Genomic DNA, 15,991 nt, shown 5'->3' on the forward strand with positions numbered 1-15,991 from the left:
TCGGGGCCATAAGTCCAGCCAGATTTCCCAGGGTGACATTCATGCAAGGCATAGACGACCTCGACACGCCGGCGATCCTCATCGACGCGGCCCGCGCCGAAGCCAACATCGCACGAGCGCAGGCGCATGCCGACCGCCACGGGCTGAAACTCAGGCCGCACATCAAGACGCACAAACTGCCTTATTGGGCGAAGAAGCAGATGGCGGCCGGCGCGGTCGGCATCACCTGCCAGAAGATCGGCGAGGCCGAAGTGATGGCCGATGCCGGGCTGACCGATATTTTCCTGCCCTACAACATCCTTGGCCGCGCCAAGCTGGAGCGCCTCAAGGCGCTGCATGGCCGCGTGACACTGTCAGTGACGGCCGACAGCCTCGAAACGCTGGAGGGGCTCGCCGCCACCTTCACCGATACCGGGCACCCCCTGCCCGTCCTGGTCGAATGCGACACCGGCATGGGCCGTTGCGGCGTGCAGAGCGCCGCCGAGGCGCTGGCACTGGCGAAGTTGATCGACCAAGCCAAGGGGCTCACCTTCGGCGGGCTGATGACCTACCCCGCGGCCGGCCGCGCCGCCGAGGCTGAATCCTGGCTGGCCGGCGCCAAGCAAACGCTCGCGGCCTCGGGTCTCGCCTGTGATCGCATTTCAAGCGGCGGCACGCCTGATATGTGGCGCTCCGGCGAGGACAGCGTCGTTACCGAATACCGCCCCGGCACCTACATCTATCTCGACCGCTACCAGGTCGCCAAAGGCGTCGGCACGCTCGACGATTGTGCGCTGACGGTGCTCGCCACCGTGGTCAGCCATCCGACGCCGGCCCGCGCCATCCTCGACAGCGGCAGCAAGGCGCTGTCCAGCGACACGCTGGGGCTCCCCGATTTTGGCGAGCTGCTCGGCATGCCCGGCGCCCGCGTCACCAGCTTGAGCGAGGAACATGGCACGGTCACGCTTGGAAATGGTGCGAAGCTTCGCATTGGCGAGCGCGTGCGCGTGGTGCCTGATCATTGCTGCGTCGTGACCAACCTGTTCGACCAGGTGCATCTGATCGACGGTGACAAGGTGCTGGAAACGCTGAAGGTGGAAGCGCGTGGGCGGATGGAGTGAGGCTTTTCGTTTTGGAGGCTCGCCCTATTTCGACATTGACGAATTGTAATTTATAACTTACTAGCCACCATGGCAATCCTGAAGCAGACAGCCACCTTTCGGAGGTGGCACCAAAAGCTGAAAGACGGAAGAGCCAAGGCGGCAATTGCCGTTCGGCTGCAATGTTTGATTGTAGGAAATCCCGGCGACGTGGCCCCAGTGGGTGAAGGCATCAGTGAATTGCGCATTCACTATGGGCCCGGCTATCGCGTTTATTTCATAAGCGCGGTGAAACGGTCATCCTGCTCCTGTGCGGCGGGGATAAAAGTTCACAAGAAACCGACATACGGACAGCAAAGCGCCTGGCCGTAGAATGGAGTGACGACAATGGTTGAAAAAATCTATGATTTCGATCCCGCCGAAATGCTCGATTCCGATACGGCAATCGAGGCGTTTCTGGCAGAGGCAATGGAAACCGGAGACGCCAAATTCGTCGCGTCCGCCCTCGGTGTCGTTGCCCGCGCCAAGGGGATGAGCAACATTGCCAGAAAGACCGGCTTGGCTCGCGAGCATCTTTATACCTCGCTCAGCGAAAACGGTAATCCTACGCTGGAAACCACACTGGCGGTCATGAAAGCATTCGGCTTTCATTTGGCCCCAAAGCACGATGCAACTCAGGTCTAATCTACGCCAGCGCGCGTCGAGCGCGAGGTTGTTCGGGCCAACTGAAATCAGGACGGATAAACCGGACCCAGCGCCGCCTTCAGCGGATCCAGCGCGTCGCCATACAGCTTCCAGCGCTCGACCGAGGATGAATAGATCGGCTGGCGCACCTGCCAGCGGCTCGGCGTCCGCACGGTGCGCTCGGTCTCGTTGAAACGCAGGCAGGCATCGTCCCACTCGATGCCGAGGAATCCGATCAATCCACGGGCGCGATTTTCGAAATCGGCGACCGTTTCTTCGTAGGGCATGTCGTGGATATTCAGCGGGATGACCTTGGTCCAATGGCGCATCAGGCGGTCATACTGCCGGTAATACTGCCCAAGCTTGGTAAGATCGGCATTATAGCCGTGCGCCTCGGAAAAATTATGCATGAAACAGGACGCGCAATTGTCCATCGGGTCACGCCGGCAATGGATGATGCGGGCGTTCGGCAAGATCAGGCTGATGAAGGCCAGCAGCTCGAAATTATGCGGCATCTTGTCGACGACAAGCCGCGCCTTGCTGTTGCGTCTGCTGAGATCGTCGAGATACTTCGATCCAAGCTCCTTGGCCTTGGCCGCAGTGAGCGCCGCCATGCCCTTGGTGAAAATGGCTGGGTCGAGCTTGTCGAACCCAAGTTCGCCGGCAAGTGAACGAATGGTCGACAACTCGCCGGCGCCATAGATATCGCGATGGCTGGCGCATATCTGCTCGGTCAGCGTCGTTCCCGACCGGGGCATGCCGACGATGAAGACCGGGCGCCTGGATGGATTTCCCAAACTGGCTCGCGTCTTGAAGAAGCCAGCGTCGAAAGTGTCGATGAAGCTGTCGTAAAGCTGGGTGTGCCGGTCGATGTCGAAATCATTGCCGGAAATCGCCTTGGCCCTCGCGAAATGGCGGATGGCCGGGCCATACTCGCGCTGATCGTTGAGCATCTTGCCGGCGGCGTGGTGCAGCACTACCCGCTCGCGATCGGTGGCTGTCGGCAATTCCAGGCGTTTCAGCACCAAAGGCAACGTCGGATCGTCCTTGACCGCCCGGCGCGCAAGCGCCATTCCAGCCAGCGCCTCGACATGGCCCGGGTCGATGGCAAGGGCCTTGCTGAAGCATTCGACCGCCTCGGCCGGCCGGCCAATGTCGGTGAGCAAATCGCCCATACCGGCAAGTGCCATCACCGACTGGCCGTCGATAGCCAGCGCCTGGCGATAGAACCCTTCGGCAATGTCGCCCTCGAGCTGGCTACGATAGGAGCGGCCGAGATTGCACAGCGCTTCGATGAGCCCTCCGTCGAGCTCGATCGCCTTTCTCAGATGTCTGCGCGCCTTGTCGACGTTGCCGGTGACATTGTAGGCATTGCCGAGATTGTTGCGGAAGATGGCGTTGTCCGGTTCGAGCTTGACCGCCCTTTCCATATAGGCAATGGCGGCGTCATGATGCTCGGCCTCGATGGCGAGCGTGCCCATCAGGTTCAGCGCCATGGCATTTTTGGGCTGCGTGCGAAGCACCGTCTGGTAGCAGAACTCGGCCTCGCGAAAACGCTTGCGCCGTTGCAGGTCGATGCCGCGCTGCAATGTCTTTTCCGCCGGCTCACCGGCGGTCGGCAGCGAGGCTGAGATCATTGCCGGCAGACCCAGGGGTTGCCGGCGTGGCAAGAGCGGCATCCGTCAGATCCCGGTCGCGACCTGCGACGAACCAATCAGAACTTCAGGGTAACGCCAAGCTGGAGATTGTGGGAGTACAATTTGGCGTTCTCGTATGTGCCGCCGCCATCATTGTCGTCTAGATCCACGCTTGTCACGGCCTTGAAGCGGTAACCGAAATCGAGGTCGACATTCTGCGTTACCGCGTAGGTAACACCGGCGCCCACCTGGCCGGCGAAACCCCAGCCGCCAGGCCCGTATCCATAGGCGTGGCCATCAAAATGAGTATCGGCGGTAACATAGGCCGCGCCGAGACCGCCGCCGACATAGAGTTTGGCATCACCAAAATGCGCAACATCGGCCCAGACGTTGGCGAGAAGATAGGTGGCCGACAGATTGCCGGAAGCTGGGCCGGAACCTTGGTCGGCAGGAGGGAAGCTGAAGCTGTACTCGCTTGCCTTGTAGCGCGCGTAGGACAGTTCGCCTTCCACGCGGAACGTGTCGTTGATCCGCCGACCGACAGCGCCGCCGATCACGAACCCACTGTCAAGATCCACGGAATACCGACCACTATCGTAGTCCGTCTTCACATTGTTGGCAAAGCTGGCGCCGCCGAAGAGCGTGACGTACCAGAGATCCTCCGCCCTCGGCACGTCGACAAGCGCGTCTGCGGCGTAGGCCGAACTCCAGCCAAGCGCCAATGCAAATGTCGAAACGCCAGCCAGCAGGCACAGTTTCATCGTCGAATCCCCTCGCAACAACTAGTGACTAATATCACTCTTGCTTGGCGGCCGAGCTGTCAAGAACGCAAACGAGATCAAGGAGCAAAGCGAGGTCGGGAACGATCTTTTGAGAATTCTTGTTGCCGCACCGCAACATAGCAGCACATGCTAATGTTTCTGGCGGCAGGCGCATGGCTGTCCCTTCCGTTTGAGATCGCGCTAGTCGGCCTGCCTTGCCGCCACCCTGCGCATGGAGATCACCCGCCGGCGGCGGATCTCGGTGCGCATCACCGTCAGGTGCAGCGCGAAGAACAGCACGGTGAAGCCGAGCGCCATCACCAGCAGCGGCCATAGCAGGCTGGGATCGATCGTCGGTCCGCCGAGCCGGAACACCGAGGCCGGCTGGTGCAGCGTGTTCCACCAGTCGACCGAGAATTTGATGATCGGGATATTGATGAAGCCGACGAGCGTGATGATGGCGGCGGCCCAGGCGGCACGGCTGGCGTCGTCGAGCGCACGCGTCAGCGCGATGATGCCGAGATACATAAGAAAGAGGATGAAGACCGAGGTCAGACGCGCGTCCCAGACCCACCAGGTGCCCCACATCGGCTTGCCCCAGATGGAGCCGGTGACCAGCGCAAGCGCGGTGAAGGTGGCGCCGATCGGGGCTGCCGATTTCAGGGCGACATCGGCCAAGGGATGGCGCCAGACCAGCGTACCGAGCGCGGCGACCGCCATCACCGTGTAGCACATCATGGCGAGCCAGGCGAAAGGCACGTGGATATACATGATGCGCACCGTGATGCCTTGCTGGAAATCCTCAGGCGCGGCAAAGCTCATATAGAGACCGATGGCGAGCAGGATCGCGGCGATCGACGCCAGCCACGGCACCAGCCTGTCGGCCAGCCCGACAAAGCGCGTCGGGTTGGCGAGGTCGGTCCAGCCGGCGAGGCGTGAGGAGGTGTCGCTCATAAGGTCTAGATAGACCGGCGGCGCGTTCGGGGCAATCGAGGGAGTGTCGCAGTCTTATTTACCCTCCCCCTCGTGGGGAGGGTCGCTGCGAAGCAGCGGGGTGGGGGTGGTGGGGCACTACCCCCACCCGGACCCTACGGGTCCGACCTCCCCACAAGGGGGAGGTAAAAAAGCTACGCCGCTTCGATATTCACCGTGCGGCTGAGACGGCGGACTTCCTCGTCGTTGAGCAGACCGCCGGCGCGCAGCAGGCTGGCGAAACGGCCATTGCGCAGCGACAGTTCGGCGAAGCCGCCCATCTCGACCACCTTGCCCTTGTCCATGAACACGACCAGGTCGGCGTCGCGGACGGTGGTCAGGCGGTGGGCGATGATGAAGGTGGTGCGGTTGCGCCTCAGTTCGTCGATGGCTTCCTTGACGCGGTCCTCGGTCTCGACATCGAGCGCGCTGGTCGCCTCGTCGAGCACCAGAATCGGTGCGTCCTTGAGCACGGCGCGGGCAATGGCGATGCGCTGACGCTCGCCGCCCGAAAGCTGGCCGCCGCGCTCGCCAACGACGGTGTCATAGCCGGCGCTCTTGGCAAGGATAAAATCCTGCGCGGCAGCCGCATTGGCGGCGGCGTGAACCTCGTCATAAGTCGCCTCGGCACGACCGACGCGGATGTTGTCCTCGATCGAGCGGTTGAGCAGGCCGGCATCCTGGAAGACGGTGGCGATCGAATGACGCAGCGACTTGCGGGTCACCGTGCGGGTGTCGATGCCGTCGATCAGGATACGGCCATGAGACGGCGAGAAGACGCGCTGCAAGAGGTTGATCAGCGTCGTCTTGCCGGCGCCGGTCGGGCCGACGATGGCAACCGTCTGCCCGGCCTGGACCTCGAAGGAGACGTCGTCGACGCCCTGCCTCGAATTGGCAAACTCGAAGCCGACATTCTCGAAGCGGACGTGGCCGGTGACGTTGGTGAGGTCGCGCAAGCCGTCCGGCTCGGCGGAGTCGGCGGCCGAATCCTCGAGGTGATAGAAGTCCTCGAGCTTGGCGCGGGCTTCCGAAATCTGGTTGGCGAAAGCCGACATCTGGTCGAGGCGGGCAATCAGCAGCGTGGCAAAGCCGGTGAAGGCGATGACGTCGCCGATCTTGAGCTGGCCATGGGTGACCAGATAGGCGCCGATCAAAAGCACAACCATCATCGAAATGGTCGACGACAGGCGGTGCAACGCATTGGCCATCGCCCACCAGTCGAGCACCGGGTTCTGCGCGTCGAGCAGGTTCTTGACATAGCGGCGCAGCGTATCGGCCTCGTGACCGAGACGGTTGTAGCTCTGCAGCACGGCGACATTGCTGACCGAGTCGGTCACATGCGCGAAGACCTGATGGTAGTGGCGCTCGACCGCGGCCTGGCCCGCCTTGGTGCGCTTCATCACAAGCCGGCCGATGCCGACATAGAGAACGCCCAGCGCCATTAGCACCAGCGACATGCGAAGATCCATGCTTATCGCGGTCGGAATCAGCAGAGCCAGCGCAACCGCCGTCGACAGATGCTGGCGCATGAATTCAAGCCACAGGCTGAACAGCGTCTCGACGGCGCGCAGCAGCGTGTGCAGCGCGTTGGAGGTGCCGCGCTGGTGGTGCCAGGCGAGCGGCATGGTGATCACGCGCTCGAACGACTGGCACAGCACCTCGCTGCGCCGCTTGTGGGCAAAACGGTCGGCGCCGCGCGCCACCAGCACGAAGGCGACGATGTTAAAGGCGCCGAGACCGGCCCACAGCGCCAGCGTCGAAAACACCGAACCCTTATCGGAGATGGCGTCGATTACCCGGCCGAACATGATCGGCTCGAGGATGGCGATAATGGCGAGCGCGACATTCGCACCGCAGATAAACGCAACGCGCTTCCTGTCGGCTGCGAGATAACCCAGCGCTCTCCAGTAGATTTGCAGAAGTGACACTTCAGCTACTCCGCCCAAAACATTATTGTGCACCGCACCATTTCTTGACACGTACCGGTTAACGGGTCGCAAAACAATGCCCGTCTACCTCTTCCGTTCCCATTCTGCGAACAAAAGATGACGACGTTGCGAAATCTGCCGTGATCACCTAACGGTTTGAGATAAAAGGTGAAATGTCAGTCTTGCGGCAAAATCATGGCAGCAGCTGGCGCTGCCACATTTTTAGTCACTGCACGCTTGGACCGCCGTTATCGGGAAGGCACGCCGTTCTGCGTCAGGAGCATGCCGAAGTAGAAAACGCGCGCCTCGAAAGGCGCGCGTCAATAACCTGAAGCCTTTGATTTTACGAGGGTATCTTGACGACCACCTCGGTCTTGTCGCCGGCTTTCGGCTGAAAACCGGAAGATTTTGTCTTGGTTCCATTGACTTCGAGCGAGATTGATTTGGCCTTTTTGTCGCGGATGACGCGAACCTTGATCTCCGACCCCAGCATCTTCAGCGTGGCAGAATAGCCGTCCCAATGGCTGGGCAGTTTCGGCCGGAACGTGATCTGCTTGCCCCGCCGCTCAATGCCCAGAATGCCTTCGACCGCAGCACGGTAGAGCCATCCCGCTGAGCCCGTATACCAGGTCCAGCCGCCGCGACCGCCCTTGTCCTCACCGGAATAGATGTCGGCGGCGACGACGTACGGCTCGACGCGATAATGCTCGGCCGATGCATCGTCGAGCGCATGGTTGACCGGGTTCAGCATCGAGAAGCAGCGATAGGCATCGTCGGTGCGGCCCATTTCGGCGAGCGCGATCACGAACCAGGTCGCCGCATGGGTGTACTGGCCGCCGTTCTCGCGCACGCCCGGCGGATAACTCTTGATGTAACCAGGGTCCTTTCTCGTGTTCTGGAAGGCCGGGGTAAACAGTTTGACGATCTTGAGCTTGTCGTCGACCAGCAGGTTCGTCGCCTGCTGCATCGCCGTGGTCGAGCGCGCGGGGTCGCCCTCGCCGGAGAGCACGCTCCACGACTGCGCGATGGAGTCGATCTTGCACTCGTCCGAATTGTGCGAGCCAAGCGGCGTGCCGTCATCGTAGCTGCCGCGGCGATACCACTGGCCGTCCCAGGCGGTGCTTTCCAGCGCCCGCTTCAGCACATCGGCGTGTTTTGTCCAGGCCTGCGCCCGCTTGGTGTCGCCCTGCCCCTTGGCCACGGTGGTAAAGTCGCCCAGCGTCTTCAAAAGGAACCAGCCGAGCCAGACACTCTCCCCCTTGCCGGCTTCGCCGACGCGGTTCATGCCGTCGTTCCAGTCGCCGCCGAGGATCAGCGGCAGCCCGGCCGGGCTGCTGCGCTTGACCGCAAGGTCGAGCGCGCGCGCGCAATGGTCGTAAAGCGAAGCGCTCGTCTTGGAGATTTCCGGCGTGAAGAAGGCGTCGTGCTCGCCCTCGCCCAACACCTGCCCGTCGATGAAAGGCAGCTGCTCCTTCAGGATCCCTGTATCGCCGGTCACCTCGATGTAGCGATTGGTGGCATGCGCCAGCCAGACCACATCGTCGGAGATCATAGTGCGCACGCCGGCGTCGGTGCGCGGCAACCACCAATGCTGGACGTCGCCTTCGGGGAACTGCCGGCGCGCCGCATTGAGGATCTGGTTGCGCGCCAGTTTCGGATCATGCGCAAGCAGGGCCAGCGTGTCCTGTAGCTGGTCGCGGAAGCCGAAGGCGCCGCTTGCCTGATAAAAGGCCGAGCGGGCGCGGATGCGGCAGGCCAGGCTCTGATAGGGCAGCCAGTGATTGACCATGGCGTCGAGCGCCTTGTCGGGCGTCTCGACCTGGATGGTGTCGAGGAAGCCGCGCCAGACGCGTTCATTATCGGCCAGCCGCTGGTCGAAATCCTTGCCCGAATGGGTCTGCACCAACGCGCTCGCTTCGGCTGATGTAGCGGCGTCGCCAAGCAGCCAGACCAGCGTGACGTCGCCGCCGGCAGGGATGTCGATGTCGCTGGCGACAGCTGCGCACGGATCGTCGCCGGCCTCGACGCGGCCCGACAGGCCGGCGCCGCTGACGACAGTATGCGGGAAGGCGCTGGTGCCCTGCCTGCCGATGAACTCGCCACGATCGGCTGTCACCGAATGCACCGGACCGGTGGCGGCCAGGAAGGCCACCCGGTCGCCGAAATCGAGACCGTAGGGGTTTTGCGCCAGAAGCGCGCCGGTCGCTGGATCCCTGGACGGGATGATGGTCGCAGCCGTGCTCGAGCGATGGCTGCCGAGAACCCATTCGGCATAGGCATAGATGCGCAGCCGCGCCGGCGCCGAGCCCGAGTTCTGGATGCGCAGCCGCGTGATCTTCACTGGATCGACGGGATCGACGACGTGCGTCAGATCCATTGACAGCGGGCCGCGTTTGGATCGGAAGGTCGAGAAGCCCTGGCCGTGCCATGTCTCATAGGTCATCGAGGGATCGCGGACCACGGCAGCCAGCGGCGAGAATGCCTTGCCGCTGGCCTGATCGTAGATGTAGATGCCCTCGCCCGGCCGGTTGGTGACCGGATCGTTCGACCATGGCGTCAGTTGGTAATCGCGGCTGTTGCGGCTCCAGGTGAAGGCAGCGCCTTCGGCCGAGACATGGAATCCGAACGAGGCGTTCGAGACGACGTTGATCCAGGGCTGCGGAGTCGTGCGCCGGCCGGTGAGACGCGTGACATAGTGACGGCCATCGCCTTCGAAACCGCCGAAGCCGTTCCACTGGCTGAGGCCGCTGCCGTCGGCGCTGCTGTCGGACGCGGCATGGTATGCAGGCGCCGCCGGCACCGGCAGAGACGGCTCGCGCAGTGACGCGGGGGCCGCCGGCTGCAGGCCATCGCGTGCTTGCAAGGCTGCCGCCTCGGCGCGTTCGATCTGGTCGAAGATGGTGCCGTTGCGCGTGTGCAGAACCACGCGGGCAACCGCCAGCAGCGTCTTGTACGTCGCCTCGTCCATCAGGTCGCGGCGCACGGCGAAGATGTGCTGGCGCGGCCCGAGTTCCTTGCCGCGCAGGCGGCTGTTTTCGCACAGCGTTTCGACCGCGCGCTGCAGGTCCTGGACATAGGACGATGCCTGCTCGTTGACGACCACGAAGTCGATCATCATGCCGCGGGCGCGCATATACTCCTGGAAGCGCAGCGCCTGGGCGACAATTTCGAGGTCGGCCACGTCGCCGATGCGGACCAGGAAGATCGGGAAATCGCCCGAAATGCTGGTCGGCCACAGGCTGGACTGCTTGCCCAGCCCCGAAGCGATGGATTCGCCGGGCAGGCGCAGGAACGGATCGGGATAGATCAGGAAGCGCGCCAGCTTCTGCACGTTGGCGGCGTCGGTCAGGCTGAGACCAAGATGGCGGGTCTGCACCTGCGAACGCGTCCAGGCAAGCATCGCCTGGCGAGCAAAACTTTCGGGATGGTCGAGCCTGGCGATGGCCTCGTCCAGTTCGGCGCGGTTGGCGCCGACGGCGGTCCAGAAGGTCAGCGATATCTTCTTGTTGGCCGGCACCCGCACCTGGCGGCGCAGGGCCGCTACCGGATCGAGGGTGAAGCCGTGGTGACCGCCAAGCTTGGCGCCGGGATCGAAGGCCGCCGCTTCCGCGATGGTACGGCCACGGCCGATGAAGGCACGGCGGTCGGTTTCGGCCTCGGCATCGCGCGCCGACCCGGACGGATCGGTGACGAAATGCACCATGGTGACGTCAGGCTCGTTCTTCTCGCGCTTGCGCCTGGTGGCAAAGATGGCGCCGTTATTGGCAGCGATCTCGGTCTCGATAAACATTTTCGAGAACGCAGGATGGGCATTGTCGGAGGCTTCGTTGCCCAGCACCAGCTCGGCAAAGGAGGTCACCTCGATATGCCGGTCAGTGGCGCCGTCGTTGTAGAGCGTGACGCGCCGTCCCTCGCCATTGCCTTCCGAGATGACGATGCATTCGACCTCCGAACGCAGCGAGCCCACTGTTTTGACGAAGCTCGCCTTGTCGTCGGAAAACAGCGTCTGCACTCTCTCGCCGGTCGCCTGCTTCGGCTCCGCGGTGGCCGACCACCAGTCGCCGCTGCCGGCGTCGCGCAGGAAGATGTAGGAGCCGAGCCGGTCTTCGGTCGGGTCGGGCTGCCAACGGGTGACGGCGAGTTCGCCCCAGCGGCTGTAACCGGAACCGGTGGCCGAGACCATGACGGAGTAGCGGCCATTGGACATGACGCTGGTGGCGCGCAACGCCCTCAGCGGGTCGAGGACGATGCGCGAATCCGGGCTCTCGACCTCGGTCTCGTCCTTCGAGCGCTCGTCGGCTTCGGTCCTGACCGTGGCGGTCGGGATGTCGCGCGGCGCCCTCTCCTGCAGCAGGAGTTCGGCAGACTCGATCACCGGATCGCTGTGGAAGCGGTCGCGCAGCCGGCCCTCGAAGATGGCGTCGGCAACGGCGGCGATCGACATGCCGGAGTGATGCGCCATGTAGTTCAGGACAACAGCGTGGTCGGTGCCTTCCGGCACGCGCTGCGGCGTGAAGTCGACGGCGTCGTAAAAGCCATGCCGGCCGAGAGCGCCGATGGAGCGCAGCCTAGCCAGATTCTGGACGGATTCGCGCGGTGTGAACTGCGCCGCGAGGATCGTGGCGTAAGGGGCGATCACCGTGTTCTGGCCAAGGCCGCGCTTGAGGCCAAGTCCGGGCACGCCGAAATTGGTATACTGGTAGGTCAGTTCGCGGTCGCGGGCATTGTAGGCCGCTTCCGAAATGCCCCAGGGCACGTTCTTCGAACGCGCGTACTGGATCTGACGCTTGATGATCAGCTTGCTGGTCTGGTTGAGGATCGAGCCCTGCGGTTCCTTCATCACCAGTGGCGGCATCAGATACTCGAACATCGAGCCCGACCAGGACATCAGCGCACCCTGGAAGCCGATCTCGACGATCGGCCTTCCAAGCCGGAACCAATGCTCCGTCGGCAGGTCACCCTTGGCGATGGCGAACAGGCTGGTCAGCCGCGCCTCGGAGGCGAGCAGATCGTAGCAGCTCTCATCGAGCTGGTGCTCCTCGACCCGGTAGCCGATCGAGAGCAGTTTGCGCTCCTGACGCATCAGGAAAGAGAAATCCATCTCGAAGGCATAGCGGCGGCAGCGTTCGCGCAGCGCCAGCAGCTTGGCGCGCAAGGCTTCGACGGCGTTTTCGTCGCTGTGCGAGTCATGCACATGCGCCTCGCAGGTCGCTTCCAGCCGTGCCGCCCAGTCGGCGATAATGTCGCTGCGCTGCGATCCGGCCTCGGTGTGGATGGCGGTGGCGAGCTTGCGGATCTCGCCGGCAAGCACGGCCAGGTTAATGGTGCGGATCGAGGCCATCTCCGGCTGCGCCTTGATGGTCATGACGGCGCGCCGCATGCCATCGAGGCGATCGGCCAGACGCTGGCGCAACGGCCGCAGTTGCCGGCGGTCGTCAGGCAATTCCTCGAGGCTCTCGTCGAGGATACTCACCGTGTCGAGGACGCCTTCGAAATCGCCCTGCAGGTGAACGGACGGGGCTTCCGCCCACTCGGCACAGGCCGCCGCCACCGCGACCAGATGTCCGGCCAGATTGCCGCTGTCGACGGCCGAGATGTAGAGCGGATAGAGCGGCTTGAGCGTCGTGGTGTCGTACCAGTTGAAGAGGTGGCCGCGGTTGCGCGGCATGCTCTCGATGGTCGTCATCGTGGCGTCGATGCGAGTGATGGCGTCGGAGAGCGCAATCCAGCCGAAATCGCGTGCCGACACCACCGACAGCAGGTAGACGCCGATATTGGTCGGCGACGTCCGCGGCGCCACAACCGGCGCCGGGCTTTCCTGGAAATTGTCGGGCGGCAGATTGTGGTGCTCGGCCGTGACGAAGGTTTCGAAATAATGCCAGGTGCGGCGCGCCACGGTGCGCAGCGCGTGGATGTCGGCTTGCGATATGCGCAGGCGGTCCTCGGTCTCGGCCGAGCGGCTGATCCAGCAGGCAACCGCCGGCGAACCGATCCAGAACAGAGCGAAGAAGAAGGCGACGAAGGCACCGGTGGAATCGGCCAGCACGGGGATAGCGAGACCGACGACGCCGATGATCACGGCGCCATACATCATGCTGTAATAGGAGCCGATATCGTTGTCGCCGCCCTTGTGCGCCTGCGACGCGGTGCGCCATTCCAGCAGGTTCTGGCGGCTGACGAACAGGCGGTAGAGCGTGCGCACGATGGCGTCGCCCATCATCCAGGCATTGTGCGCCATCAACAGCACTTTCAGCGCCACAAGGGCCGTGCCGAAGACGGTGTCGTGCGCCAGTGCGGAGAAATGGCCGCGCGGCGTCTGGTCGCCGCTCTTGGGCAGGATGGCGTTGACGACATCGAAGGTCGGCGCCATGAACAGCGACAGGATCAGCAGCGCCTGCCACTGCGCGGCCTGCGTGAAGGGCAGCAGCGTCCAGCCGGCGATCGCCGCCATCACCCAGAAGATCGGGGTCAGCGAGCGGCGCAGATTGTCGACCATCTTCCAGCGCGACAGCGCCGGCACGCCGGAACGCGGCGAGAAGATGAAGCGCAGCAGCTGCCAGTCGCCGCGCGCCCAGCGGTGGTGGCGCGAGGCGTCGACCGAGTAGCGGGTAGGATAGTCCTCGACCAGTTCGACGTCGGTGACAAGTGCTGCGCGCGCCAGCGCACCTTCGAGCAGATCGTGGCTGAGGACGGTGTTTTCCTCGATGCGGCCCTGCAGCGCCGCCTCGAAAGCGTCGACGTGATAAAGGCCCTTGCCGGTGAAGGAGCCGTCGCTGAAGACGTCCTGGTAGAGATCCGAGACGGCAAAGACGTAAGGATCGAGACCGCTGTTGGACGAGAAGACGCGCTGGAAGAAAGAAGCGTCGTCGCCGCTGGTGAGCGAGGCTGTGATGCGCGGCTGCAGAATGGTGTAGCCGGCGGTAACGACGCGCTTTGTCGCGTCAAAATGCGGGCGGTTGAGCGGATGGGCGAGCTTGCCGACCAGTGACGACACGGCGTCGCGCGTGGTGCGCGTGTCGGCGTCGAGCGTCATGACATAGACGACCTTTTCCGGCAGCGGCACGTCGAGCGGCAGGAAGGTGGTGTCGCTGTCGCCGCGCAAGAGAAGGTTCAGCTCATGCAGCTTGCCGCGCTTGCGCTCCCAGCCCATCCAGGCGCCCTGCGCCTGGTTGTAGAGCCGGCGGCGATGCAGGATATAGAAACGCGGCGCGCCTTCCGAGGGATAACGGGCATTGAGCCTGGCGATCTCGTCGCGCGCATATTGCAGGATCTCGATGTCGGCGGCGTCGATCTCGGTCTTGGAATCCGGCCAGTCGGACAGCAGCGCGAAATGGATTTCTTCGGCCGTGTTGGCGAGGTGATGCACCTCGATGTTGCGGATGTTTTCCTCGACATCATCGCGCGAGCCGATCAGCGACGGCACCACGACCAAGGTGCGTGATGCCGCCGGAATGCCGTGCTTGTAATCATAGCCGACGAGCCGCGTCGGCTTCAGGAACAGTGAAACAACGGTGTTGAAGAAGGCGAGCGCGCCTTCGCTGGCAGGCACCGCAAACAGCGCCAGCATCAGCGTGATGGATTCCACCGACAGGCCGAGATGGGCAAGCGCATTGCCGGAGACAACCAGCAGTAGCACCGTCAGCAGGAAGACCGGCACAACGATGCCGAGCCAGCCCGTGGCGGTGAAGGCGCGCTTGAAGGTCACATGGAAGGGCGGCCGATAGCCGATCGCCTTTTCCAGATCCGGCCGGCGCGGGCCGACCAGGAAGAAGCCGACATCGGTATGCATGGCCGGATCGGCTGATGCATCCGGCACGCCGGAGGCATCGGTGACCCCGGGAACATGGCTGGCCAGCTCGATGGCCTTTTCGGCGACACGGAATTCGGACAGGTCGGAACGGCGCGCCAGTTGCTCGATCGACGTGCGGTACTGGTCGCGCGAAAAGAAATCGAGCGCGGCGAAATCGGTGCGCTCGCGCAACAGCGTGTCGATGCGGCTGACGCCCTCGAACCACACCGTCCAGTCGACGTCGTTGATGAGGCGCAGGCCGCGGATGATGTTGCCGGTGGTGACATTGCCGCTGGACAGCGTGCGATGCTCGGAAATGATGAATTCCTCGGCGTCGGAGCCGGTTTTCTCGAGCTCGACCTCCAGCCATTCCAGCGCCCTGCCGGCATTCTGCGAGCCGTCGCGCAGGCGGTAGAGCAACTGGGTGGCGAAGGTGGTGTCCTGCGCATGCGCGCCGTAGCCCGACAGGATCTTCCGGCGGTCTGCATTGTCGTCGGTCGCCAGCACGCGGTCGGCGACCTCGTTGGCGATATGGCGCATCTGCCTGGTGCGGTCGACGCGCACGGCGATGCGGCGCAGATTCTCGATCAAAACGAAGCGCAGCAGCGACGGCAGCGCCCAGAGCTCGCCGATCTTGAGCGGCTCGACCGACTGAAAACCCTCGACGATGGATTTGAACATGGTCGCCGAAACCGAACTGTCGGAATGGGCGACATAGCTCCAGGCCAGGGCCAGCGCGCGCGGCACCGCGGCGCGATCGGCCACTTCCAGGGTCGGCAACTGCCGGTAGAAACGGCGCGGCAGGTCGCGCTTGACCTGAAAAATGGTCTCCTCGACGAGATAATTGTTGTCGAGCAGCCATTGCGCGGCAGGCGTGATGGTTTCGCCCTTGGCCTGGGCGGCATTGGTCGAGCGGTAGACTTCGAGGATTTTCTTGGCGCTGTCGCGGATGCGGGCCTGGAAATCGAACGGCGTCAGGCCGAACAGGTCCTTGATGTCGCCCTTGGCAAGGCTTTCGCCCAGCGCGCGCAGCCGCTCTTCGGGCAGGAAATTGGAGCGTATCGGCTCTTCGGTGATGACCGGGAAGCCGGCGCTGGACTTTTCGATATGGGCAGGATTTGTCTGGATATTCATTGAAAAT

7 protein-coding genes and 1 pseudogene are annotated in these 15,991 nt (G+C 63.3%); 3 read left to right on the plus strand and 5 right to left on the minus strand.

What is annotated here, in order from left to right; genetic code table 11:
* Positions 1-41: 41 nt before the first annotated feature.
* The 3 genes and pseudogenes from NLY43_RS04580 to NLY43_RS04590 all read left to right on the plus strand — a co-directional run bounded on the left by NLY43_RS04580 (position 42) and on the right by NLY43_RS04590 (position 1,763).
* Positions 42-1,100 (plus strand): D-TA family PLP-dependent enzyme, encoded by a 1,059-nt coding sequence (locus tag NLY43_RS04580; protein ID WP_023711607.1) that lies wholly within the window; start codon positions 42-44, stop codon positions 1,098-1,100.
* Positions 1,101-1,169: 69 nt separating this feature from the next.
* Positions 1,170-1,474 (plus strand): annotated as a pseudogene (locus tag NLY43_RS04585) (type II toxin-antitoxin system RelE/ParE family toxin).
* The gene (locus NLY43_RS04590) at positions 1,467-1,763 is read left to right on the plus strand and encodes an addiction module antidote protein (RefSeq protein WP_023672893.1); all 297 of its coding nucleotides are present in this window, start codon (positions 1,467-1,469) and stop codon (positions 1,761-1,763) included. Before NLY43_RS04585 ends, NLY43_RS04590 begins: the two are co-directional and overlap by 8 nt.
* A gap of 47 nt (positions 1,764-1,810) precedes the next feature.
* Here the strand turns inward: NLY43_RS04590 and NLY43_RS04595 are convergent, their stop codons facing one another.
* The 5 genes from NLY43_RS04595 to NLY43_RS04615 form a co-directional block, all read right to left on the minus strand.
* Positions 1,811-3,400, minus strand: a complete 1,590-nt coding sequence (locus NLY43_RS04595; RefSeq protein WP_023711608.1) for a tetratricopeptide repeat-containing sulfotransferase family protein — start codon at positions 3,398-3,400, stop codon at positions 1,811-1,813.
* A 77-nt stretch (positions 3,401-3,477) separates the two neighbouring features.
* Positions 3,478-4,161: an outer membrane protein gene (locus NLY43_RS04600; RefSeq protein ID WP_023672895.1), complete on the minus strand. Its 684-nt coding sequence runs from the start codon at positions 4,159-4,161 to the stop codon at positions 3,478-3,480.
* A gap of 201 nt (positions 4,162-4,362) precedes the next feature.
* Positions 4,363-5,115, minus strand: coding sequence for a heme ABC transporter permease (locus NLY43_RS04605; RefSeq protein ID WP_023672896.1), 753 nt, complete (start codon positions 5,113-5,115; stop codon positions 4,363-4,365).
* Positions 5,116-5,288: 173 nt separating this feature from the next.
* Positions 5,289-7,061, minus strand: coding sequence for a glucan ABC transporter ATP-binding protein/ permease (locus tag NLY43_RS04610; RefSeq protein ID WP_023672897.1), 1,773 nt, complete (start codon positions 7,059-7,061; stop codon positions 5,289-5,291).
* A 343-nt stretch (positions 7,062-7,404) separates the two neighbouring features.
* Complete coding sequence (locus tag NLY43_RS04615; protein WP_023723488.1) at positions 7,405-15,984, minus strand: glycoside hydrolase family 94 protein; 8,580 nt, start codon at positions 15,982-15,984, stop codon at positions 7,405-7,407.
* Between the last annotated feature and the right edge of the window lie 7 nt (positions 15,985-15,991).

This window comes from Mesorhizobium sp. C416B (assembly GCF_030323165.1).
Lineage (GTDB): Bacteria > Pseudomonadota > Alphaproteobacteria > Rhizobiales > Rhizobiaceae > Mesorhizobium.

Bases quoted from the DNA above. Each gene is read 5' to 3' on its own strand.
- NLY43_RS04580 (WP_023711607.1), top strand. From the start codon at position 42: ATGCAAGGCATAGACGACCTCGACACGCCGGCGATCCTCATCGACGCG.
- NLY43_RS04605 (WP_023672896.1), bottom strand. From the start codon at position 5,115: ATGAGCGACACCTCCTCACGCCTCGCCGGCTGGACCGACCTCGCCAAC.
- NLY43_RS04615 (WP_023723488.1), bottom strand. From the start codon at position 15,984: ATGAATATCCAGACAAATCCTGCCCATATCGAAAAGTCCAGCGCCGGC.
- NLY43_RS04590 (WP_023672893.1), top strand. From the start codon at position 1,467: ATGGTTGAAAAAATCTATGATTTCGATCCCGCCGAAATGCTCGATTCC.
- NLY43_RS04600 (WP_023672895.1), bottom strand. From the start codon at position 4,161: ATGAAACTGTGCCTGCTGGCTGGCGTTTCGACATTTGCATTGGCGCTT.
- NLY43_RS04595 (WP_023711608.1), bottom strand. From the start codon at position 3,400: ATGATCTCAGCCTCGCTGCCGACCGCCGGTGAGCCGGCGGAAAAGACA.